Consider the following 23,454-nt stretch of genomic DNA (forward strand, 5'->3'; position numbering starts at 1 on the left):
CCTCCAAATTCTTAAGAACAGAAGGCGGAAATGAAACTTCCGCCTTCAAAGGTCGCAGCTTTCATCTGGTTAAGTTTTCTGCAAGAATCGGACTAATGTTTCTTTAGCTCCAAACTCATACAATTTGCGTAAATGGTTCGCAACTGCATCGGCAAAAGGCGACTGCGATAAATCACCAAAAATCTCAGTCAGGTTGAGCAATGGTTTGGCATCGGAACCACTAGAATGAGCTAGTTGAGTCAAAGTACCTGCTATTGGGTCATCAATGGGAATGGCGTTACCTTGGTCATCAAGTCCATTCAGGTAACGGAACCAAGCAGCAACCGTTAAGCTCATGTAATCAATCGCCGCACGTTTGCGTAGCGCGTCACGGACTGAGCCTAAAACAAATTTTGGCATTTTGGCGGAGCTATTGAGGCACAGACGCGGCAGTTGATCACGAATCTTAGGATTGGCAAAGCGTTCAATTAAGGTCTTTTTATAATCGTCTAAATCAATTCCTGGCACAGATTGTAGTGTTGGCGTAACTTCTGTCATCAAATTATCGACGGCTTGCCGAATTAATGGATCGGCCATCACCTCATGAACGTAGGTGTAACCTGCCAAGGAGCCAAGATAGCCAATTAACAAGTGACTGGCGTTGAGCAGCCGGATTTTCATCATTTCGTAGGGATGAACATCGCTGGTCATCTGCACGCCAACTGATTCCCAATCGGGTCTACCTGCGCTGAAATTGTCTTCGACTACCCACTGAAGGAAGGGTTCGGCAACAACTGGAAAAGCATCATCGATATTAAACTGTTCCGCCACCATTTTGATATCTGCTGGGGTTGTAGCGGGGGTAATGCGATCGACCATGCAGTTAGGAAAGGCTACTTGTTCGGCAATCCAACTTCCCAATTCCGGGTTCTGCATTTGGGCAAATGCGGTTAACATTTTGCGGGCAATGTTACCGTTACCTTGGAGATTGTCGCAGGACAACACGGTAAACGGTGCTATTCCTTGTTGACGGCGACGATCAAGGGCTGCTGTCAAAAAGCCATATACTCCAATTGGCTGATCGGGATGCTGCAAATCGTACTGGATAGTTTGGTGATTCGCATCAAATTCACTGCTACCTTCAATATAGTAATAGCCTCCTTCGGTAATGGTGAGGGTAACGATGCGGCATTTGGGATCTGCTAAGGTGTCAATCACTGCTTGACGGTTATCTGGGGCAAACAGATATTTTGTAATTGCTCCTATCACACGAGCGCGATCGCCTGATGGTGATCTTTCCACTAACGTATACAAACAATCTTGTGATTTCAGTGCATCCCGCATTCGTTTGTCGAATTCTAGTAGCCCAACCCCGCAGATTCCCCATTCACTACCGGGATTTTGATGAAAGTAATTATCTAGGTACAATGCCTGATGTGCGCGATGGAACCCGCCCACACCGATATGGACAATACCGTTTGTGATTTGATGGCGATCGTAATTGGGTACGCGAACGTTATTTCCTAAATGGGACAGAGATGTTTCATTCAGCTTGATTGCTGAGTCTGTGCTGATATTGCTGTTCATGGGATTCATTTTGGGTTAGGTGGTGACGATGAACTTTGGGAATGGCTTCACCGTCGCGATCAAACAGATGGCAAAGCTCACCGTTAATGTAAATCGGAACGTAATCATGCATTTTAGCTGGATTATCTCCGTCTGTTTGCACAACTATGGTTTCGCCACCTGCAATCTTGATGTAGAAATAAGTTTCTCCGCCTAATCGTTCTACAACTAATACTTCACCATTCACGCTTGGGTTAGTTTGATCTAGCAGCAGATGTTCGGGACGAATCCCTAATGTTGCTCTATCCCCAACTGATAGGGTTTTGGGTTTCACCGGAATCATTACAGTTGCGTCACCAGGAAGTCTGACTGTTGCCCCAGAGTCATTGATAGCTGAAACTGTCACTGAGATAAAGTTCATTTTCGGTGAACCAATAAATCCGGCGACAAATAGATTGCGGGGATGATGGTAAAGTTCCAAAGGAGAACCCACTTGTTCGATAATGCCTCCCTGCAACACCACAATTTTGTCGGCAAGGGTCATTGCCTCAACTTGATCGTGGGTAACATAAATCATCGTGGCTTGTAAACTGTCATGTAAACTGGCAAGCTCAATCCGCATTTGCACGCGCAAAGCAGCATCCAGGTTAGATAGTGGCTCATCAAACAAAAATACTTTGGGATTACGTACCAAAGCACGACCGATCGCTACCCGTTGGCGTTGTCCTCCTGATAGTTCTTTGGGCTTGCGGTTTAAAAGCGGCTCTAGTTGCAGGATACGAGCAACTTCACGCGCCCTTTCATACCGCTGGGCTTTCGGCATACCTGCAAGCCGGAGGCTAAACGCCATATTCTCTGCCACAGTCATGTGGGGATATAAGGCGTAGGTTTGAAACACCATTGCTAAACCGCGTTTATCGGGTGGTATGTCATTAACTTTCTGCCCATCAATGAGCAAATCGCCGGAGGAGATTTCTTCTAATCCAGCAATCATACGGAGTAAGGTTGATTTTCCACAACCGGAGGGGCCAACAAAGACGACAAACTCGCGATCGCCCACGTCGAGATCGATGCCTTTGATGATCTCTGTGTCAGCGTAGGTTTTATAGATATTTCTTAAGGCAACTGTTGACATAAAATGCTTCCATTAATGGGTTGAATTTTTATTTCGCGCAAAGAAGAACGCAAGAGTATGTTCCAATTCCTTCTGTCTTCTACTTCACTGCACCAAAAGTCAGACCTCGGACTAATTGCCGTTGACTCAGCCAACCAAAGATGAGAATGGGTGCGATCGCCAGTGTTGATGCTGCCGAAAGTTTTGCCCAGAATAATCCTTGAGGGCTGGAAAAGGAAGCAATAAAGGCTGTAAGGGGCGCAGCATCTGCGGTTGTCAAGTTCAAGCTCCAAAATGCTTCGTTCCATGACAAAATAATCGAGAGTAATGCAGTGGATGCAATTCCGGGCAGTGCCAATGGCAGCAATACATGAATAAGTTCTTGCTGTGTGGTTGCTCCATCCATGCGATCAGCTTCGAGAATTTCTTTCGGAACTTCTTTAAAAAAGCTATAAATCATCCAAACAACGATTGGTAAATTAATCAGGGTATAAATGATAATCAAACCGATGTGAGTATCCAATAACCCGGCGTTGCGACACAAAATGTAGATCGGCACCAGTACACCAACAGGTGGCAGCATTTTGGTGGACAGCATCCAGAGTAAAGTGCCTTTGGTGCGTTTCGTTGGAAAGAACGCCATTGCATAAGCGGCAGGTACGGCAAGCAGCAGTGCGACTATAGTCGATCCCAGGGAAATCGCTACGCTGTTAAACGCATAATTGAAATAATTTGCCCGATCTTGGATGGCAATATAGTTCTCGAATGTCGGGCGGAAAAACAACTGAGGGGGAGTTGAAACTGCCGCTACTTCAGTTTTGAAACTGGTGAGAAACATCCAGAAAATTGGGAAAAACAAGATGCAAGCGGCAAGCCAGCCAAGCAATGTCCATAGCCAAATCTTCGGGGTTTTACGTGCCATGTTAGGTATCCAAATTACGAGCAACACTACGCATCAAAAAGATTGCCACGATGTTGGCAAGGATTACGGCAATTAATCCACCAGCTGAAGCACCGCCGACATCAAATTCCAGCAAGGCTTTTAAGAAGATGTAATAGGCCAGGTTAGTGGTTGCAAGTCCCGGCCCGCCGCCTGTGGTAACAAAGATTTCTGCAAAGATGGTGAGGAAGAAAATTGTCTCAATCATGGCAACCACAGAAATGGCGCGGCTCAGATGAGGTAGCATGACGAAACGAAATAGAGCGATCGCATTTGCACCATCCATCCGCGCTGCTTCTAACTGATCGCGATCGAGTGACTGAATAGCTGTCAATAAAATCAGCAACGCAAAGGGCAGCCATTCCCAGGAAACAATAATAATGATCGCAAGCAAAGGAACGCTGGCAAACCAATCGATCGCTCCCAAACCCAAACCTCTGGTGATTTGAGCAAACAGCCCATTTACTGGATGCATCAGCATATTTTTCCAGATTAGGGCGCTAACTGTAGGCATCACGAAAAATGGTGATATTGCCAGCACCCGCGCTACTCCACGACCATAAAAGTCTTGGTCAAATAGCACTGCTAGTAATGTCCCTAGACCAATTGTGATTGCTAAAACAGAAACAACCAAAACTATTGTGATGGCGATCGATGTCCATAAAGCTGAGTCACTGAGGATGAACGTGAAATTTTCAATCCCGATGAATTTGCGTGCATCTGGATTCAACAAGTTATATCGCTGAAAGGAAAACCATACAGTCATCACCAGAGGCACAATCATCCACAGCAGCAAGACAACGACTGAAGGCGCAACCAGAGGTAAGGTTGACACTTGCCGCGTAGTCCGTTGCTTAGTGGGTGGTGGCGTTTTGTGTTGAGGTTTTACCGCTAATGAAGAAGACATAAGCAATTCAAAATTCAAAATTCAAAATGAAAAACCCAAAATTAATAGGTATCCTCGCTGCTGACTGTATGCAAGTTAGATGTGGAACGGCTGAGGATTACTCGATATAGCCTGTGTGTTTCATAAAGCGTTCAGTTGATTTCTGCGATCGCTGCAACGCTTGGTCTACCGAAGTTCGATTGGTCAATGCCGCCGCTAAAGTTTGCCCAACTGAAGTACCGATCGCCTGAAATTCTGGAATATCAACGTATTGAACTCCCTTATACGGAGTTGGTTGTGCAGATGGACGGGTAACATCAGCAGATTGGATCGCTCCCAGCACGATTTGGGCAAAGGGTGCGGCTTTTTGATAGTTGGGATTTTGATATGTGGAAGTCCGAGTCCCTGGTGGTACAGCAACCCAGCCATTTTCCTTAGCAACTAGTTGAATGTATTCTTTTGATGTTGCCCAAGCGACAAACTTTTGCGCGGCTTCTGGCGATTTGGAGGTTTTTGGAACTGCTAGCGCCCAAGCCCAAAGCCAATTTGAGCCGTTGGGATATTTTTCAATTGGCGCACGAGCAAAGCCAACTTTGTCATAAACTTGGGATTCTTTGGGATTGGATAACAACCCTGCGGCAACGGTTGCATCTACCCACATCCCGCATTTACCTGTGGAGAATAATGCTAGATTTTCATTAAATCCATTGGAACTAGCTCCTGGAGGCCCATATTTGTTGAGCAGATCGACATAAAAGGCGATCGCTTCTTTCCAAGGTGGAGTATTGATCGTTGGTTGCCATTTCATATCAAACCACTGTCCACCATAGGTGTTGACCAATGTGGAAACAAACGCCATGTTTTCACCCCAACCGGGTTTCCCACGCAGGCAAACCCCATAAACTCCATGTGCTGGGTCGTGGATTTTGCTTGCCCATTCTTTCATCTGGGGATAAGTTGGCTGTTGAGGAACCGCAATCCCGGCTTTTTGAAACAAATCTTTGCGGTAGTACAGCATGGAACTTTCCCCATAGAATGGCACGGCATAGAGTTTGCCGTTATTGGAAAGTCCTTCTCGTATGGGTTTGAGTAGATCGTTTACGTCATAGTTTGCATCTAAATCTAAAGGCTTCAACCAATCCCGTCTAGCCCAGATTGGTGTTTCATAGGAACCAATGGTCATGACATCAAACTGTCCACCTTGGCTTGCAACATCTGTAGTTGTGCGTTGGCGTAACACATTTTCTTCCAGCACAACCCACCGAAGTTGAATATCAGGATTAGCTGACTCAAATTTCCGAGAAAGCCCTTGCATCACCACCATGTCGCCATTATTAACTGTGGCGATCGTTAGTCTAGTTTTCTGGGCGGCTTGGGAGCGCGGTGAGCAAGCATATAGCAGTTGCGCCAGCATCACTCCAGCCAGAAATGCAGCTATCACTTTAGCGAAGCGGCGAATACGCATCGCATAACTCCTTTAAAGTAAAAAACCGAACAAAATAAATTTTTGATTTTATGCTCTAATTTTGGGCAAAAGCTCAATAATAGAAATCATATCAATCTGATTTCGATCACGACCATTTGCAACAATTCTTCAATAAGAGGTTGAATCTATGACGGCAAAAGCAACTTATCAGTTTGCAGGTAAGACGATCCTAATTACTGGCGGTGCGGGAGATATTGGCAAGGCAACTGCACACCGTTTTGCTGCTAATGGTGCAGGAATAGCTTTGCTAGATTTGAATGAACCGAAAATGGCAGATGTGGCTGGGGAACTAAAAGAGTACAACGTTCCAGTTGGCACGTTTCGCTGTGATGTTACAGCTAGTGATGATGTTGCCAAAGCTTTTACTGATGCTGTAAAGCAGCTTGGGCAAATTGACTATGTATTTAATAATGCAGGTTATCAAGGAGTGTTTACCAAAACTGACGAATATCCTGAAGACGACTTTCAAAAAGTGATCGACATTAATGTTGTCGGCGTTTTCCACATTCTCAAGGTGGCTGCACAACACTTGCGTGATATAGGTGGAGGTGCGATCGTCAACATGGCGAGTTATGCAGGGGTGGTTGGGCCGCCAAATATGTTGGCTTATGCCGCTTCTAAGTTTGCGGTGATTGGAATTACTCAGACAGCAGCAAAAGACTTGGCTCCCTACGGTATCCGAGTAAATGCACTCTCCCCAGCGTTGATCGGCCCTGGTTTTATGTGGACGCGGCAAACTGAATTGCAAGCGGCAGTAGGGTCACAATACTTTGATGCTGATCCCAAGGTGGTTGAGCAACAGATGATTAATTCAGTGCCAATGCGGCGTTTAGGAACTTTGTCAGAAGTGGCGAATGGGGTAGCGTTTTTGATGAGCGAAGAGGCAAGCTACATTACCGGCTTTAACTTGGAGGTTACTGGGGGATAATAAAAATTTAAAAATAATTGAGCAATCATTATATCTTTGGGCATATTATCTAAAAAATGCAATCATGCCTTTGACAGATAGATGGTTTTTGCAGGTAGTATATGGGACAACCTTTTTTGGAGCGGCGCGATGCCAGCAAAGCTGGCTTGCCCTTTCGGTCTCGCAAATTAGACCTAGCTGCTCATGCTGCTTGGCTCTATTACATCGCTGGCAATACGCAAGAAGAAATTGCCGCCAAGCTCAATGTGTCCCGGCAAGCTGCACAACGCTTAGTGGCACTGGCAGTCAGTGAAAAATTGATTAAATTTCGACTCGATCATCCCCTGAGTGAATGCATTGCTCTGGCTGAATCGTTACGCGATCGCTTTGCTCTGTCACTTTGTGAAGTAGTACCAACTGACGCAGGTAGTGGCGATACATTATACGGAATTGGTGTCTGTGCTGCCACTCACCTAGAGGCTTATCTGATGGCTAAAACCCCAACTATACTGGCGTTGTCATCAGGTCGCACATTGCGAACAATGGTGGAGCAGATACCCTCAATGAACCAACCCCAGCATAAGATTGTGTCAATTATTGGCAATATGTCCCACTCTGGGCGTGCAGGTCGTCACGAAGTGGTTATGCATTTATCCGATCGCGTCGGTTCCCAAGCTTACCCAGTGCCGACTCCGGTTGTTGCCACTAGCATTGAAGAACGAGAACTATTGCAGACTCAGCGATCGTTTATCGCTGTCAAAACTCTTGCAGAGCAAGCCAAAGCAACCTTTGTCGGAATTAGTCACATTGCCTGGAATGCTCCGTTACATCAAGACGGCTTCATCAATGACGATGAGGTAGCTGAATTGATTGAACTGGGAGCAGTAGGAGAAATTGCAGGTTGGGCTTACAGCGATCGTGGAATATTACTACAGCAAGGGACAAACAGTCGGGTTGCCAGTGTCGCTCTTGAACAACCGGCTCATCGACTGATTATTGGTGTGGCAGGCGGTGTGAGAAAAGCAGAAGCGATTTTGGCTGCTCTGCATGGCAAGTTAATTACAGGATTGATTACTGACGAAGCTGCCGCCCAAGCGATTCTTGCTAAAATTTAGTACCAACTTGCTTTCAAAAATGTCTTTTCTCGAATAGCTTATGCTCAAGGCTTCTCACTTATGGGCAATCGCTTGACAGAAAAGATTTTAGATTAGTAACAAGAGCGATCGCTGAAAATTTACATTTCACTGAAAAATGGTTAGAAGATTAATTTAAATGAATAAAGCTAAAAAGAAGCAGCACTTCGTACCTCAATGCTATTTAAGAAATTTTGTTGGTGAAGACAAAAAATTATTAGTTTTGGATAAGATAAAAAAATCTATTTATCCTGCTGATGTGAAAGATGTTGCCCAAGATAGGTATTTTAATGACTTTCCTGATCCATTTTTACCTGAAGAACTAAGGGATAAAACAAAATCTCAGTTTATTGAAGATGATCTGTCTAAAGTAGAATCAAGCTTTGGAGAGTTTCTAAAGCGGATAATAAATTGTCTTGAAGAAATAGAAAAAAAAACTTATTTGATTCTCTTGGAGTTCTAGACGAAAAGGCAAAGAAAAAATTCTCTGCCTTTTTAACACTTCAGTTAGTCAGGACAACTACGCTTAGATGGCAAATTAGAGAAATGTTTCAATCTTTGAACGCTCTTAAGGAAAGAATGGATCAGGCAATAATCAAGAATAATATAGATATTCAAAAGTTTAGCTTTCCTTTTCCAAAAACTTCAAGTAATTCAATTTATTTTCATGATTTTTTAAAGGTAGGGATAGAAGAAGACTCAATAGCACAACATTAGCACAACATTTATTTTATATCTCTAATATTCTTGATCAAGGTTCTGATTCAGAAATATCAAAAATATTATCAAGTCATATTTGGTTATTTGGTGTGAACTCAACTTCCATTTAACTATGGACTTCAGATAATCCAATAGCAATCAAACCCCACGAAGATTTTGGAACTGGTTTGTCCTCATTTGGTGTCCAAGTAGCTTATCCAATCAGTTCTAAACATCTTCTAATTATGTTTGAACCAAGTTTTTGGAATAAGCTCAAAAATTTGGACGGAATGAGTATTATCCTTTCAAAAAATGATGTAAAATCATGTAACAAGCTACAAGCGATTCAATGTTATAGACAAACTTACTCCAGCAAGAAAAATTTTGAGCTTTTGCTAACCAGAATTTTAATGCGATCGTATCCCTCCGCTAGGGTGCGTTGCGAGTAACACGACCAAATCTCAACTAACTAATGACGGCTGATTTGCCAGACATCATAATAATCTCTAATTCCTGACAGAAGGCAGAGCCAAAGACGCTCCGCCTCTTGGACTTTATGTATGTTTATTTAATGTTCTTGTCCTGTTGGTCGGATGAGGATTTCGTTGACATTAACACGCGGTGGTTGCGTAAGAGCGTAAACGATCGCAGCTGCAATATCTTCGCTTTGCAGAGGTTGAATTGAATTGCGTCGTTCTTGAATCCGTTGTTTGGCAACGGGATCGGTAATTTGGTTGTCAATTTCCGTATCCACCAAACCAGGTTCGATTATCGTGACACGGATGTTATCTTTGTGGACTTCTTGGCGCAATGCTTCCGAGAGGGCATTAACACCCCATTTGGTAGCATTGTAAACACCAACGCCTGCCCGCGCTGTCCGGCCTGCCACTGAGGAGATATTGACTATATGCCCGGATTTTTGCGCCTTCAACAGAGGCAAAACAGCATGAGTAGCATATAAAAGTCCCAATACGTTGATGTCAAATGATCGCCGCCAGTCTGAGCTATTTCCAGCTTCAATAGTTCCTAGTAAGGCAATCCCGGCATTATTCACAAGGATATCGACTCTTCCCAATTCTGCATTGGCCTTTGCCACCAAGTTATTTACCTGAGTTTCATCAGTCACATCAGTGACAATAGGCAATGCTTTGCCACCACTAGCTTCGATGCGTTCTGCTAATACCTGAATGCGATCGCTACGCCTAGCAGCAAGTACTACTGTTGCTTTTTCTGCTGCTAAAGCGATCGCAGTTGCTTCTCCAATTCCCGCTGATGCACCAGTAATAATTGCTACTTTTCCTTCTAATTTACCTGTCATTTATTTAACTCCTTAGTGATTGAATATTGAGCATTGGGCATTGAGAAGAGACAAGGGAGAGATTTATTCAATAATTCCCCCTTATCTCCCTTATCCCCTGCTCCCCTACTCCCCTGCCCCCAGCCTCTTACCGATCCTCAAAACGGATGCAACAGCTGCCCCACACAGTATTAGGGCTGCAAAACGAAAAGTTCCTTGGAACCCTGCAACGATCGCATCAGGAGGGGCAACAGAGACATCTGCACCCGCAGACATACTAGCAATTAAGGCTCCAAATACTGCCCCAATTAGAGAAACTCCTACGGTGTTCCCTGAGGTACGTGACAAAGACAACAGCCCAGAAGCAATCCCTAGCCGCTCTCTCGGTACCGAGCCCATAACAGTGCTGTTGTTGGGCGATTGGAATAAACCCAGACCAATACCGTAAATAAAATAGCGCGATATATAGCCTGGCTCAGTAATTTGAGCGTCAAAGGTACTAATCCCCAAACAGCCCCCAATCATCAACCCCAGCCCAATTGAACTGATTAGTCGAGCGCCAAAGCGGTCTGAAAGTATTCCAGCCAGTGGGGCAATTAACCCACTCAGTACAGGCGATACGGCTAGTAATAGCCCTACTTTTACCGTCGGATAATGCTTGACGCTCTCTAGAAAGAAAGGGACGATCAGTAGCGAACCGCCAATAACAATGAATGCTAACCAGCCACTTAGCAAACCCATACTCAACTGAAGATTGCGAAACAGCTTTAGCTCTAGTAGTGGCTGCTTTAGAATCGCTTCAACTACCAAAAAAGTCGTGAAACTCACAGCGGCGATCGCTAATAATACCAATGCATTGGTACTGCCAAAGCCCTGGCTTTGCCCTAGCGTCATACCTAAACCAAAACTACCCAGAGTCAATAAAGCTAATATGGCTCCCAAAAAGTCAAATTTCTGTTTACCCTCAATGCGTGCAGAAGGTGGCACCACGCGAGCTATTAAGAAACTAGCGATAATCCCTAAGGGTACATTGATGAAGAATATACTATGCCAGCCTGACCAGCTTAAGAGCAATCCGCCAGCAGAAGGGCCAAAAGCAATTCCCAGTGACACTACACTACCGATGACGCCAACAGCCCGACCTCGTTCGGAAGAGGGAAAAACTTCTGTGATAATTGCTAAACCAAGCCCAGAAATGAACACAGCACCTAGTCCTTGAAGTGCCCGAAAGGCGATCAACCACTCGATACTAGGTGCAAAACCACACAACAGCGAACTGAAAGTGAATAGAACAAGTCCTCCCTGGTATAAAGATTTCTTGCCCCACATATCCCCCAAGCGAGTTGCTCCCAAGACTAAACCGGAACTGACCAACTGGTAACTCAATACAGCCCATTGGGTAGTAGGAAAACTGGTGTTAAAGGCTTGCACCAATGTAGGCAAAGCAACATTAATGATGCCCACATCCAGGGTAGACATGAACACCCCAAGTCCGACACCGAGTAAGACCCAATTTTTTTGAGAGCCTGATAAACCCAGAGGTTCTGCTTGGAATTGTGCCAACGTTTAGCCTCCGCCTTTGACTTTACGGTTGTGAATAGTTTGCATACGTATATTCATTGTAGGGTGCTATCCTTGCTACCAAGTTCAGGAAACTAAGTTGGAGATTTTGTTAAGTGCGATCGCAGCAGGCGCTTGGTCGATCAAAAATGCTCTGGATGAATGAAAAATTCAGGTTTATGTCGGGTATCTACTTCTGAATCGGCAAGATTGGCTTTTCCACTTGTCATATATTTGCTAAAGTACTTAAGTACTCTTAACTCTGCACTCCTTCGGCTATATCAGCGATAGTGTTCAATAAAGTACGGTAGTTTGATTGAGTTACTGTACTTGAGACTAGTTAGCAAACTATCATAGACAACTCTCAGAAGCAAGCTCTAGAGACATCGGGAATAGGGAATGGGAAATGTCAATTATTAAAGTCACATCTGCAACTGCAAATAAGTACCTTTTTGTATAATTAATGACTCAAAAAGCTGGCTTATCTCGATTTGCATTCGGATTTATTGCAGGCTTTGTGTCTGTTTTGCTATTTCACCAAAGTATGTTGGCGCTGCTATATGCAGTGAATTTTACACCTCGCGCCCCTTATTCAACTGCACCAACACAACCATTAGGAATCCCGCAAATTTGGTCAAATGCTTTCTGGGGAGGCATTTGGGGACTGACTTGGGTAGTAATTGCCCCTTATTTTCGACATAATAAAAACTATTGGTTAGCAGCCTTAGTATTTGGTGCAATTGCGCCGACGCTAGTGGCTTGGTTTGTGGTTGCACCACTCAAGGGTCAACCCATCGCTGACGGTTGGAAACTTGTGGGAATAGTCATTAGGGTGTGGGAACCGCCGGGTTGCTGAGATTATTCTCTAAGAAGCAATTGTTTAATAGCTAGGTTTTAGGCACTTCTAAGTAGGTGGGTAATGTTTAGTATCATCCAAACTAACCAAAATAGCCTGCTCCTTATTTACAGCATAAAGTTGAAAATGTGTATATTATTATTTGAGAATAGTCGGTCAAAAAATAGCGATCGTATTATTCGCGTTATACCAATTCTGTATAAAGATGTGTAGAAGAAATAACTCCACTACCTGCGGCGCTTCCCGCGAGTCCGGAAGGTTAGGAGGGATGGAAATGATGTGCAGCTTCACAAAGAATTGGCTTTACTCAGTAAATCAAAGATCAAAATAATTTATTACAATGGATAATTTTGGGATTTACACACTTGCTAATGACGTGGTATTTGACCAACTAGTAGCTTTGCTAAATAGTATTGAAGTGAATGTTAGTCCAGATATTCCGATTTGTATTATTCCCTATGATGATCGCTTAAAACAAGTTAAGCAGGAGATACGTTCTCGACCTAATGTCACTCTGTTTGACGATAAAAGCTCGCTCAAAAAATGGGAGGATTTTGCCATTCAAGTTTGGAACGCTTATCCAAGAAATAGCCGAAAAAAGAAAAATTCTATCGAATGGAACAAAAAAAATAATTTAATCAGAAAAATGTCTGCTTTTGATGGAAAGTTTGAAAGATTTGTATTTTATGATGCTGATAGTTTGGCAATGAATAAGCTAGACAAGGTTTTAGAAAAACTAGACCAATACGACTTTGTGTTTGATGACTGGGAACACGCAAAACAAACTTCAGTTGCAGCTTTCGACTTGCCAAAGTTAGAACAAAAAATGTCTTTGCCTGAATCTGAAATCAGACGAGAAATACACTGTTCTAGTTTTTTTGGTTCAAAAAAGGGTATTTTAGGCGTTAAAGAATTAAAAACACTCAAAAAGCGATTGATAGAAGATAAAGAAGTCGAATGGCTTAACGAAATCGCTTGGTGGTGTGACGCAGATTTATTTAGTTACATGACCTTCAGAATTGCTCGACCACTATTTAACTTTACACTCAGTCCCGATGGTGAAGATAGAACTGGCAACTGTGCTAATGCAAATACATTTGTGAACATTGATAATATTCTTTATAACCAACAGGGATTAAAATCAATTCACCGCCTTCACTATATGGGCTATTCTGCTATTGGATTTGCCCGCTTATGTCAAGGTGAAGATGTTGATATTCGTTACAAAAATGAATTTTTACACTATCGCTTTCTGAAGCAGCCAGAGCAAAAACCGAAGCAATTAAAGCCACCCACCTTAACGGCTAGAAGCAATCGATTTATCAAAAAACTTTGGAATAAAATTAATCAAACTATTTCATACACTTAGTTTTTGCCCAGCCTTGCTCATTATGCATTTAGTTTGTAAGCAATGTCCACTCTCATATTGCAAAAATGCCTAAAGTTAGTGTTTCCATTCCCACTTTTAATCGAGTTAATTTACTACCTTTCGCAATTGACAGTGTACTCAATCAGTCTGAGCAAGACTTTGAGCTAATTATTTGTGATGACGGTTCTAGCGATCGCACACCTGAGTTGATGTCACAGTACACAGACAACCGGATTAAATATATCCGTCATCAGCAAAATATTGGTAAAAGTAATAATATGCGCTCTGGCTTTGATGCTGCCAGTGGTGAATATTTTATTAAATTTGATGATGACGATCGGCTTACACCCGATTTTCTCGCAAGTACAGCAGCTATTCTTGCTCAAGACTCTAGTATTGATTTTGTTGGTACAGACCATTGGATAATTGATATTAACAATGTGCGGGATGAAGCAAAAACTCAAGAAAATTCTCAGCGCTGGGGTAGGAAGAATTTACCCGCAGGTGTTGTAAATAATTTGTTGGAAGTTGTATTTATTCAGCAAAGCTTTCAAGTTGGGGCGACATTATTTCGCCGTAAAACCTTGCAAGAATTAGGATATATGCAGCCAAATCTGCAAAATTGTGAGGATAATGATTTATTTGTACGTTTAGCTTTGGCTGGAAAAAAGGGCTATTACTTACCAGAATTATTGATGGAATATCGCTATCATACAGAGCAGCAAGGTATCAATCGAGCCATTCCTTATTTATTTGATAAAATTCAGTATTTAGAAAGTTATAAGTTTGAGTCTGAGAAATTAGAGAAAGTTAGAGAAAATCGTCTAACTGAAACACAATTATTATTAGGTTTACGTTTAATTGAAAAGGGTGAAACCCAAAAAGGTAGAGAGCTAGTTTTAGCGGGACAGTCTTTTTCGACTGCTAAAGCTTGGACTGGTTTAGGTTTATCGTTGTTACCAGTTGAGTGGCGAGGTAAGGCGTTTAATGCACTGCGACAGATGCAGGGTTAGAAATTAACATATTGTGCAATTTACTTTTCACGTAATCTAGAAAAGCTATATAAGTTAGGTTGAGCAACAAAACCCAACATTGAGCGTTAATTGTTGGGTTTCACTTCGTTCAACCCAACCTACAATTATCTATCCATATTAGCCCCGAATTATTTTTGCAACTCAGATGTAACTAAATTTTAAATAAACAAAAGCCGTGCCCAGCTATCAACAATATCTACCATTTTCTCGCCACTGATACCTTTAATCTGTTTTTTACCATTGGCAATTTTTACTCTTGCTAATACATCTTTCAAAGATTCAAATTTTTTCTTTTTACGTTCTTTTTCAACACTTTCAGCAACCTGAACAGCTTTTTTATCAGTAAAACCAGCAGTTCTTAATCTGAAGGTCAACTCTAGTAAACTTAGACTATTAAATGCATCTAATGGTGTAATTTGTTTTGGTATCTGACTTTCAATTAACTTGAGAGTATCGTATAGTTTCTGTCTTTCTTGTCTCTCTTGTGCTAGTTCTGATCTTAAATCATTAATTTGCTTTTCTAAAAAATTAAAATTATTGTTTTTTGAAATCGATTCAGAATTATTTGTTTGAATTGGAATTTTAACTTCTGGTTTATCATCAGAATCCAATCCCCTAAATATAGCTATTTGCTTCAAGATTTTCTCTTCATTTTTAGGGGAAATTACAAAAGCATTAACCATTTCACCTTGACGAGGATTTTTTTCTCGTGCTTTAACAGCAGCGTAGTATTCAAGATGCCCATCAACAACCATATAAGTCTCAGTATCTGTAGCTTTCAAAACTAATGGTCTGATAATTCCTCCACTCTCTAGGATCATATCTGCGAGGTTTTCTAAATCAGTCTCAGCAAAATTTGTACGAGGAATATCAGAAGTAATATCTTTGACATCTACAAGGTAAAACTTAGTCATTAATTAATCCCCATTTTTTGTAAAACTTCATCTGCTAAAATATCAAATTCCATAGCCGATTGTTGAGCAGTAGATTTAGCTTGTTCTGCGTATTTAACAACAGATTTAGGATCAGGATACTCTAAGTCTCCAACTGTTATCGTCTGATTCATACATTCTGATAGCGCTGTTCTATCATAAATTACTGCTTCCATAAGAGGCAGATTATAGCGTTCTGAAATTACATCTCTCTGTTTTGGAAATGTATATTGTAAAAATTTAGCATTTGTTGAAATTTTAGAAGCGATAACACCCATTATATTGATAGGTAATTTGCCTATGTCTTCCCTAGATTCATTAATTTGTTTAATAAAATTTATAACTGTTGGTAAACCTTGATTAGCGAATGGTTTTAAATCTGAGGGAATAATTAAGTAATCAGCAGCAATCAAGGCAATTTCAGCATAATAATCTCTTGATGGAGGAGTATCAATGATTACAATATCATAATTATTTTCTACTAAATTTATTTTTTTTACTAATCTACGTCTAGTCGCTAAAATTTTATTAAGTGTGTCTTGATGTTGAATCAAAGTAATGTGTGAAGGAATAACATCAATTTCAGGATTATTGAAGTAGTGAGATTGGCGAACAATATCTGGAATAAAGTTAAAGTCACCTGATTCTATTAAATGGTAAACATTTCTATCTTTTAAATCATCTTCTTCATCAAATTGAAACTTTATTAATCCTGTAGCAAAAGTAGTATTTGCCTGGGAATCTATATCAATTAACAGTACCCTTTTACCTTTTTTACTCAAGGCTGCTGCAAGATTGACTGCAACAGTAGTCTTCCCAACACCGCCTTTATTGTGGTAGATTGCAATCGTTTTCATTAAATATTGCCTCTTGATTTCAAAAATTAAATTATTTTCAGTTATTTGAACTTCTGGCTTATCTACCAGCTGTTCTTCTTTCAGACTCTCTCTACCAATTAAACTTTTAATTTTCTCTAACTTTATCTCAACTTCCTTTCCAGAACATTGAAATACTAGTTGAATATCATATTGCAATTTTTGATAAATTCTAATTTCTTTGCCATTAGTCAACAATCCATACCTGACATGCAAGCTGGTTAAATAATGCCTGAGTCGGGGGACATGATTATTTAAGTTTTGTTTGGGATGCTTTGCCTCCATGACGACACTCAGGGGTGAGTTGGCATCTAAGACAAAGGGAATCACTTGTGCGGCAAATGCTAAAAAATCTAAGCGGATGCTACCAACCGCAACTTCTTGATACCAAGTGTCAGGAGTATAACCTAGCTGTGGTAGCAAATATTGCACTATGAGTTTGCTTTCAACTTCGCTTTCGTTACGGCACAGCTCGGGATTAAAAGGCAATATTTTTTTACCTCTAAATAATTATTGGACTTGAGACAAAACCTAATATTTGCTAGATTATGGCATAGCCTTAATTATATTGAGTGATATAAATCACTTATAAAATTTAAAAAATTATCGTAAAATTAGCACTTTTGCTGATAAAGTAACCAATTTTGAAAGCTAGCCATATTTAAAATTAATAGGCTACGTATGATAGTTGGCTTAGGCTTTTCTTTGGGTAAGCTAGCTTTGGAGTTTAGTGGTGAGAACCCCTGTTATGAACTGCACTCAGATTGGTCAAAAGCTAGTTAGTTTTTTGAGCGTTTATAGCTCTTTATTAGCCATTTTGGTTTCCTGCTGGGATAGGCAACAAAAGATACTGATTGCATCTTGGGAGTGCGATCGCGTGAGTCTGTAAACTGGAGGATAAAGCGTCACTTTTAGTACATTGATGATATGCTTCATTCTACAAACAGATGGTATTGCATTGAAACAAGTAATTTAACTAAGTGCTTAATCGTACTCATCTGACTGCTGAAACACTCTTAGTATAAAGGAGCGAATATGAGACGTGTTGCTGTCAAGAGCGATCGCAGTCATCTAATATACCAAGGTTGTGATGCCTGGGTATATTAGATGTAGCAACCAACATCAGTTTTTGTCGCAAAATGGAATCCATCCACAGGCTAATATTTTAATCAGCGATCGATGCTTTCGCTGTGCAGAACGTTTTTAAATTCTCTCTTTTAGCAGTCGGAATCTAAATCCAAATTAGGTCTACTGATAAGAATAAAGCCAAAGGAGGAATTTTCAATGCCTCAGACTCAAAACCAAGGAAAACCAACAGATAGTCAGCTGACCTCAACGATCCACAGCGTACATTGAGTGCAATGTATTAATCCAGAGATTTTTTAAAGATGAGTTTGTTTGGGTAAAGCCGCGCTTCAGATGAAAGATGAATTTAATGATAAACAAAATAATTAGACAGAGAAAAAATTTCCGGCGGCAAAGTTAGAGTTCTTAGGCTTTCTTAATCCCTTGGATTGAGAAGGAAAAATTATGCAGCACATACATTTAGCTAATCAACATTTTGTTTGATGCGAAAAGGTGATCGTCTACTTAAATACTTAAACTATTTACTCACAAATCCAGTATTAGTTATCGTACTAATGCTCACAGCATTGACGAGTGGTTGTCAAAAAAACGATCCGGCAGCGAATGCTCAAGGACCGCCACCATTGCCGGTGAAACTTCAGAAAATTGACGCAGGCACAATCGAAGAAAGTTCTGTGTTTGTCGGATCGTTGGAAGCGCAGCAAAAAGTCACGCTACAGCCTCAAACTCAGGGACGAATCGAATCGATTCTAGTATCGAGTGGTCAGCGAGTGCAGCAAGGTACACAGATCGCATCCTTGAGTTTAGATCAGACTCAGGCTAATGTCGCCAGTTCGATCGCTGCGGCGAGTTCAGCGCAAGCAGCATTGGGAACGGCTCAAGCAGAACTTCAACAAGCCGAAGCCCAGCGAACTAAAGCAGCCGCCAATGTTCAGCTGCAACGGACACAATTCAATCGTAACCAACAGTTAGTCAACGAAGGAGCCATAGCCAGACAAGAGTTAGACATTGCCAGAAATAATTTGCAAGCGGCGATCGCAGACTTGCAAGCCACAAATAAACAAGTTGCTGCATCAGGTGCAGCTATTCGGCAAGCACAGGCAAATGTGCGCCAAGCCCAAGCCAGCACGGCTGCCTCACAAGTCAACCTTAATTTCAAACGAGTGGTAGCACCGATTACTGGCGTAGTCGGTTATTTTCCAGTCAAGATTGGAGATTATGTCAACACTGGACAAACAATTACCACAATCACGCAAAACGATTCGCTAGATATTAATCTTTCTGTACCCTCAAATCGATTGAATCAACTGCGAACCGGATTGCCCGTTGAGTTGATCGATCCCACCACGCAGAAATTGATTGGCAACGGCGCGATCAACTCCATTTCTCCCTCAGTCAGTTCCGATCAGCAGTCAATTTTGAGCAAGGCACGCTTTGCAAATTTACAAGGACGACTGCGTGATGGGCAATACGTTCGAGCTCGGGTGATTTGGAATCAACAACCAGGTATCTTAATTCCCACCGCCGCAATTTCTCGCGTTGCCGGACAAAATTTTGTGTTTGTCACGGAAAACAAAACCGTAAACGGCAAACAGCAGCAAATTGTGCATCAGCGTTTAGTGCGCCTTGGTGACATTCAAGGCACAAACTATCAAGTCCTTTCAGGACTTAAATCCGGCGAAACGATCGTGACTGCTGGCATTCTCAAACTTAGAGAAGGCGCACCAATTCAACCGCAATCCTAAATCCAGGACATCTGATAATGTCGATCGCCAACACCTTCATCAAACGCCCGGTATTAGCTACCGTTTGTACCTTAGTGATTCTGATTTTGGGGGGAGTGTGTATTCCGCTACTGCCGCTCAATTACTTACCAGATATTGCGCCGATTCGTGTTCAAGTCTCAGCCACCTATACTGGGGCGGATGTGGAAACCGTAGAAACTGCGGTGACAACGACGTTGGAGCGACAGATTAACGGCGTTGAGGGAATGCAGTACATGACCTCGAACAGTTCCGCAGGTAGTAGCCAAATTTCAGTGTATTTCGGGTCACAGACGGATAAAAATATTGACTAAGTGAACGTGCAGAATCGGATTGCCCGTGCCACACCTCGCTTGCCAACGACCGTGCAACAATTCGGTGTGACAGCGCAAACGTCTTCAACCAGCATTTTATTAGTGTATGCGCTTTATCCCCAAAATAATGAGTATGACGCGCTGTTTATTAGTAACTATATTGACCTCAATTTGCGAGATCAGCTGCTGAGAACACCGGGAGTTGGCGATATCACAATTTTTGGTGAAAAAGAGTATGCGATGCGCTTGTGGCTCGATCCAAATGCACTGGCGAGTCGGCAATTAACCGTGACAGATGTGGCAACAGCACTGCGATCGCAAAACATTCTCGCCGGAGCCGGAACGTTGGGTCAACAGCCTGTGCCTCCAGGTCAAAGTTATGAAATTCCGCTGCGAGTCAATGGTCAATTCAAAGATGCATCAGGATTTGAGAATCTCGTCATTAAAGCCGGGAGTAATGGCGACTTAATTAAACTCAAAGATGTCGGTCATGCCGAACTCGGCTCGGAGACTTACGCTAGTAATGCGAACAATAATGGCAAGCCGGCGATCGGCATCGCAATTTATCAGTTACCAGGTAGTAATGCGCTGGATGTGGCGAAAAACGTTGAAGCGCAAATGAATGACCTGATGAAAGAGTTTCCGCCTGGATTACAAGCCAAGATTGTTTACGATACCGTTGGGTTTGTGCAAGCATCACTCGAAGAAGTGGTGAAAACGCTTGTGGAAGCGATCGCGCTGGTGGTACTCGTGATTTTTCTGTTTCTCCAAGACTGGCGAGCCACAATTATTCCGATTATTGCGATTCCGGTTTCGCTGATTGGCGCATTAGCATTTGCTTACGTGTTTGGATTCTCGTTAAACAATTTGACCTTATTTGGTTTAATCTTGGCAACAGGATTAGTCGTCGATGATGCAATTATCGTCGTTGAGGCAGTCGCCCGCAAAATTGAACAGGGAGTGCGACCGTTTCAAGCGTCAATCGAGGCAATGGACGAACTTACTGGAGCAGTGCTGGCAACGTCGCTGGTGTTGATGGCGGTATTTATTCCGGTGGCGTTTTTTCCGGGTTCGACTGGGAGAATGTATCAGCAGTTCGCCTTAGTAATTGCCTTTTCAATCGCAATTTCAGCGTTTAATGCGCTTTCATTCAGTCCCAGTATGTCTGCGATTTTGCTGCGTCCGCCAGAACCCAAACGCGGCGCACTTGGCTGGTTTTTTAACAAATTTAATCAAATTTTGGCATGGATAATTCAACGATATCTTGCGATTGTTAATTTTCTGATTCGCGTTCGTTACGTTGTGATTGGATTGTTTGTGGTCGGTTTAGCTGCAACTTATTTTATGTTCACCCATGTTCCGACTGGGTTTGTTCCGAGTGAAGACCAGGGCATTTTGTTAGGCATTATTCAAGCCCCGGATGGAGTTGCTCTTGGCTATACCGATCAAGTACTCGAAAAAGTTGAACAAATTCTCCAAAAAGAACCAGAAATTAATAATATTTTTGCGACTTCAGGATTTGGCTTTGCAGGCAGTGGGTCAAATCGCGGCGTGTTCTTTGCTCAACTCAAGCCGTGGGAAGATCGCAGCAAATCCGATCAAAGTGCGTCTGCAATTTTGACCCGAATTAATGGCGGATTTCAAAGGATTCCCGAAGCCGTAATCACCGCAGTCAGTCCCCCACCGATTCAAGGCTTTAGTACGTTAGGTGGATTTGAGTTGCAGCTTGAAGACCGCACCAACGGGCGACTGACAATTGATGATTTTTTCGCCAATGCCCAAGCAGTTATCGCACAAGCGAATCAACAACCAGCCCTCAAAGGCGCTGTGTTTACGCAGTTCACCGCCAATACTCCACAGTTTCAAATCGACTTTGATCGCGATCGCCTCGAAGCACTCAACGTCAATTTTCAGGATGCTGTTACCACACTTGGAACCGCCATTGGTTCGCAGTATGTCAACGATTTTATCCTTGGACAGCAGAGCTATCGCGTTTATGTTCAGGCAGACGGCAACTATCGGCGATCGCCAAATGATATTCGTCAGCTTTATGTGCGATCGACAAATAACCAAATGGTGCGATTGAGCGAGGTTGCAACACTCACACCAATTACAGGCCCATCTGTAATCAATCACTACAATGGCTTCCGCGCCATCGATTTGCAAGGCAGAGAAGCATCGGGTTACAGCAGTGGACAAGCAATCCAAGCAATGCAGCAAGCGGTGAGCCAAGTAGCAACACCGGGGGTTGGTAGTGACTGGATCGGAACTGCCCGCGAAGAATTAAGTGCAGGTAACTTAGGCATTCTAATTTTTGGCTTCGGGATCATTATGGTGTTTCTCACACTTGCCGCTCAGTATGAAAGTTATATCGATCCCACGATTATTTTGTTGACCGTACCGTTAGCGTTGTTAGGTGCGTTGAGTGCGCTGGCGTTGCGCGGTTTGGTAAACGATGTCTACGCGAACGTGGCGTTGGTAATGCTGATCGGACTCGCCTCAAAAAACGCCATTTTGATCGTTGAATTTGCTAACCAAGCCTATGAAGGGGGCATGACAATTCGAGAGGCAGCCTTGACCGCAGCCGAAGAACGGTTTCGACCAATTGTCATGACTTCGAGTGCGGCATTGCTGGGATTTTTCCCTCTGGTAATCGCCACCGGAGCGGGTTCTGCCTCGCGCTGGTCGTTAGGAACGGCTTTATTTGGCGGGTTACTTGTGGCGACGATTTTAAGTTTGCTTTTTGTTCCAGTGCTGTATGTAATCATTAAGACTTTGGAAGATCGCTTCTTGAAACATAAACCTGCTAATCGCTCTCAACCACCATCTCCAGATGGAAACGAGGATGGACAATCAAAAGCGATGCCTTCTCCTGTTGGAGAGGCTTCTCCTGACGGAGACGCTTCGCGAACGCGAACGGCAACGTCTTCTCCTTCTCCTATCGGAGACGCTGCGCGAACGACGAACGCTCATCAACATTCATCTGTGATTATCAAGCAAAACACTGATGAGAACAGACCTAATGATTCGAGTGATTGAAAAAGGAAATAGGGAATAGGGAGTTGAGGATTAAGGGACTTCCAACAAATAAATTACTACTACTTGTGGGGTGGACATCTTGTCTGCCCTTGGCTACGGCGAGACACTATTAGTGTCAAGTTAAAATGAAATCACTGGGGTCAACTAGTATAGCTGGGGACTGGCTAAAAAGTCTTTTTGTGTTTAAGTTTTATCCGACTCAAATTAAAATTGAACAAAAATAATAAACGGTCGCCCGAATTCAATAAACGGCCGCCCGAATTCGATGAACGACACCCCGAATTCAATAAACGACACCCCGAATTCAATAAACGACACCCCGAATTCAATAAACGACCGCCCGAATTCAATAAACGACTGCCCGAATTCAATAAACGACTGCCCGAATTCAATAAACGACCGCCCGAATTCAATAAACGACTGCCTGAATTCAATAAACGACACCTTGAATTCAATGAACATACCTTTGACATTTGGGCTTCTGCCTGAACTTGACACCAATGGCGAGACGCCCACCCCACAAAAAGTATAGCAACCGCCAGGTTGGTTAGGACACTAAACTCAGAACATACTCCATTGCCGCTCGCAAGGTAGGGAAGTACTCCAGTTGCTTGCGGAT

The 23,454-nt window shown here is 42.6% G+C and carries 17 protein-coding genes and 2 pseudogenes; 10 read left to right on the forward strand and 9 right to left on the reverse strand.

Annotated features, from left to right (window positions below; genetic code table 11):
- Positions 1-69: 69 nt before the first annotated feature.
- The 5 genes from V7K89_RS07845 to V7K89_RS07865 form a co-directional block, all read right to left on the reverse strand.
- Complete coding sequence (locus tag V7K89_RS07845; protein WP_335185918.1) at positions 70-1,566, reverse strand: mannitol dehydrogenase family protein; 1,497 nt, start codon at positions 1,564-1,566, stop codon at positions 70-72.
- Complete coding sequence (locus V7K89_RS07850) at positions 1,523-2,680, reverse strand: ABC transporter ATP-binding protein (RefSeq protein WP_335185919.1); 1,158 nt, start codon at positions 2,678-2,680, stop codon at positions 1,523-1,525. Before V7K89_RS07850 ends, V7K89_RS07845 begins: the two co-directional genes overlap by 44 nt.
- A 79-nt stretch (positions 2,681-2,759) precedes the next feature.
- Positions 2,760-3,581 (reverse strand): carbohydrate ABC transporter permease, encoded by an 822-nt coding sequence (locus V7K89_RS07855; protein WP_335185921.1) that lies wholly within the window; start codon positions 3,579-3,581, stop codon positions 2,760-2,762.
- 1 nt (position 3,582) lies between these two features.
- Entirely contained in the window at positions 3,583-4,506 is a 924-nt protein-coding gene (locus V7K89_RS07860) for a carbohydrate ABC transporter permease (RefSeq protein WP_335185923.1), read from the reverse strand.
- A gap of 97 nt (positions 4,507-4,603) precedes the next feature.
- On the reverse strand, positions 4,604-5,950 hold the full coding sequence (locus tag V7K89_RS07865; protein ID WP_335185925.1) for an ABC transporter substrate-binding protein: 1,347 nt from the start codon (positions 5,948-5,950) through the stop codon (positions 4,604-4,606).
- Positions 5,951-6,098: 148 nt separating this feature from the next.
- Here V7K89_RS07865 and V7K89_RS07870 point away from each other — a divergent pair, with 148 nt between their 5' ends.
- The 4 genes and pseudogenes from V7K89_RS07870 to V7K89_RS35795 all read left to right on the forward strand — a co-directional run.
- Positions 6,099-6,899 (forward strand): SDR family NAD(P)-dependent oxidoreductase, encoded by an 801-nt coding sequence (locus V7K89_RS07870; protein WP_335185927.1) that lies wholly within the window; start codon positions 6,099-6,101, stop codon positions 6,897-6,899.
- A 101-nt stretch (positions 6,900-7,000) separates the two neighbouring features.
- Complete coding sequence (locus V7K89_RS07875) at positions 7,001-7,993, forward strand: sugar-binding transcriptional regulator (protein WP_335185929.1); 993 nt, start codon at positions 7,001-7,003, stop codon at positions 7,991-7,993.
- Positions 7,994-8,150: 157 nt separating this feature from the next.
- Positions 8,151-8,474, forward strand: coding sequence for a DUF4238 domain-containing protein (locus tag V7K89_RS07880; RefSeq protein WP_335185931.1), 324 nt, complete (start codon positions 8,151-8,153; stop codon positions 8,472-8,474).
- A 382-nt stretch (positions 8,475-8,856) separates the two neighbouring features.
- Positions 8,857-9,159: pseudogene (locus V7K89_RS35795) on the forward strand (DUF4238 domain-containing protein); the annotation flags it as partial.
- A 119-nt stretch (positions 9,160-9,278) separates the two neighbouring features.
- Here V7K89_RS35795 and V7K89_RS07885 read toward each other — a convergent pair.
- Positions 9,279-10,028 (reverse strand): SDR family NAD(P)-dependent oxidoreductase, encoded by a 750-nt coding sequence (locus V7K89_RS07885; protein WP_335185933.1) that lies wholly within the window; start codon positions 10,026-10,028, stop codon positions 9,279-9,281.
- 105 nt (positions 10,029-10,133) lie between these two features.
- Positions 10,134-11,570: a DHA2 family efflux MFS transporter permease subunit gene (locus V7K89_RS07890; protein WP_335185935.1), complete on the reverse strand. Its 1,437-nt coding sequence runs from the start codon at positions 11,568-11,570 to the stop codon at positions 10,134-10,136.
- Positions 11,571-12,030: 460 nt separating this feature from the next.
- Between V7K89_RS07890 and V7K89_RS07895 the strand changes: the two genes are divergently transcribed.
- The 3 genes from V7K89_RS07895 to V7K89_RS07905 all read left to right on the forward strand — a co-directional run bounded on the left by V7K89_RS07895 (position 12,031) and on the right by V7K89_RS07905 (position 14,805).
- A complete protein-coding gene (locus V7K89_RS07895) occupies positions 12,031-12,423 on the forward strand; it encodes a hypothetical protein (protein WP_335185937.1) in 393 nt (130 codons plus the stop codon).
- A gap of 340 nt (positions 12,424-12,763) precedes the next feature.
- The gene (locus V7K89_RS07900; protein WP_335185940.1) at positions 12,764-13,792 is read left to right on the forward strand and encodes an Npun_R2821/Npun_R2822 family protein; all 1,029 of its coding nucleotides are present in this window, start codon (positions 12,764-12,766) and stop codon (positions 13,790-13,792) included.
- A gap of 65 nt (positions 13,793-13,857) precedes the next feature.
- Positions 13,858-14,805: a glycosyltransferase family 2 protein gene (locus V7K89_RS07905; protein ID WP_335185942.1), complete on the forward strand. Its 948-nt coding sequence runs from the start codon at positions 13,858-13,860 to the stop codon at positions 14,803-14,805.
- A 179-nt stretch (positions 14,806-14,984) separates the two neighbouring features.
- Here V7K89_RS07905 and V7K89_RS07910 read toward each other — a convergent pair whose 3' ends face one another.
- Together V7K89_RS07910 and V7K89_RS07915 are read right to left on the reverse strand one after the other, a co-directional pair.
- The gene (locus V7K89_RS07910) at positions 14,985-15,740 is read right to left on the reverse strand and encodes a ParB/Srx family N-terminal domain-containing protein (protein WP_335185944.1); all 756 of its coding nucleotides are present in this window, start codon (positions 15,738-15,740) and stop codon (positions 14,985-14,987) included.
- Positions 15,740-17,122, reverse strand: a complete 1,383-nt coding sequence (locus tag V7K89_RS07915) for an AAA family ATPase (protein WP_335185946.1) — start codon at positions 17,120-17,122, stop codon at positions 15,740-15,742. The genes V7K89_RS07910 and V7K89_RS07915 overlap by 1 nt, the downstream gene beginning before the upstream one ends.
- A 259-nt stretch (positions 17,123-17,381) precedes the next feature.
- Here V7K89_RS07915 and V7K89_RS07920 point away from each other — a divergent pair, with 259 nt between their 5' ends.
- From V7K89_RS07920 to V7K89_RS07930, 3 genes and pseudogenes are all read left to right on the forward strand, one after another.
- Positions 17,382-17,522, forward strand: a complete 141-nt coding sequence (locus V7K89_RS07920) for a hypothetical protein (protein WP_335185948.1) — start codon at positions 17,382-17,384, stop codon at positions 17,520-17,522.
- A gap of 679 nt (positions 17,523-18,201) precedes the next feature.
- On the forward strand, positions 18,202-19,464 hold the full coding sequence (locus tag V7K89_RS07925) for an efflux RND transporter periplasmic adaptor subunit (RefSeq protein WP_335185950.1): 1,263 nt from the start codon (positions 18,202-18,204) through the stop codon (positions 19,462-19,464).
- A 17-nt stretch (positions 19,465-19,481) separates the two neighbouring features.
- A pseudogene (locus V7K89_RS07930) lies at positions 19,482-22,835 on the forward strand (efflux RND transporter permease subunit).
- Positions 22,836-23,454: the final 619 nt, after the last annotated feature.

The organism is Nostoc sp., assembly GCF_036917515.1.
Lineage (GTDB): Bacteria > Cyanobacteriota > Cyanobacteriia > Cyanobacteriales > Nostocaceae > Nostoc.

Excerpts from the sequence above, each read along its gene's own strand:
- V7K89_RS07845 (WP_335185918.1), bottom strand. The coding sequence starts at position 1,566 with ATGAACAGCAATATCAGCACAGACTCAGCAATCAAGCTGAATGAAACA.
- V7K89_RS07850 (WP_335185919.1), bottom strand. The coding sequence starts at position 2,680 with ATGTCAACAGTTGCCTTAAGAAATATCTATAAAACCTACGCTGACACA.
- V7K89_RS07855 (WP_335185921.1), bottom strand. The coding sequence starts at position 3,581 with ATGGCACGTAAAACCCCGAAGATTTGGCTATGGACATTGCTTGGCTGG.
- V7K89_RS07860 (WP_335185923.1), bottom strand. The coding sequence starts at position 4,506 with ATGTCTTCTTCATTAGCGGTAAAACCTCAACACAAAACGCCACCACCC.
- V7K89_RS07865 (WP_335185925.1), bottom strand. The coding sequence starts at position 5,950 with ATGCGTATTCGCCGCTTCGCTAAAGTGATAGCTGCATTTCTGGCTGGA.
- V7K89_RS07870 (WP_335185927.1), top strand. The coding sequence starts at position 6,099 with ATGACGGCAAAAGCAACTTATCAGTTTGCAGGTAAGACGATCCTAATT.
- V7K89_RS07875 (WP_335185929.1), top strand. The coding sequence starts at position 7,001 with ATGGGACAACCTTTTTTGGAGCGGCGCGATGCCAGCAAAGCTGGCTTG.
- V7K89_RS07880 (WP_335185931.1), top strand. The coding sequence starts at position 8,151 with ATGAATAAAGCTAAAAAGAAGCAGCACTTCGTACCTCAATGCTATTTA.
- V7K89_RS07885 (WP_335185933.1), bottom strand. The coding sequence starts at position 10,028 with ATGACAGGTAAATTAGAAGGAAAAGTAGCAATTATTACTGGTGCATCA.
- V7K89_RS07895 (WP_335185937.1), top strand. The coding sequence starts at position 12,031 with ATGACTCAAAAAGCTGGCTTATCTCGATTTGCATTCGGATTTATTGCA.
- V7K89_RS07900 (WP_335185940.1), top strand. The coding sequence starts at position 12,764 with ATGGATAATTTTGGGATTTACACACTTGCTAATGACGTGGTATTTGAC.
- V7K89_RS07905 (WP_335185942.1), top strand. The coding sequence starts at position 13,858 with ATGCCTAAAGTTAGTGTTTCCATTCCCACTTTTAATCGAGTTAATTTA.
- V7K89_RS07910 (WP_335185944.1), bottom strand. The coding sequence starts at position 15,740 with ATGACTAAGTTTTACCTTGTAGATGTCAAAGATATTACTTCTGATATT.
- V7K89_RS07920 (WP_335185948.1), top strand. The coding sequence starts at position 17,382 with ATGAACTGCACTCAGATTGGTCAAAAGCTAGTTAGTTTTTTGAGCGTT.
- V7K89_RS07925 (WP_335185950.1), top strand. The coding sequence starts at position 18,202 with ATGCGAAAAGGTGATCGTCTACTTAAATACTTAAACTATTTACTCACA.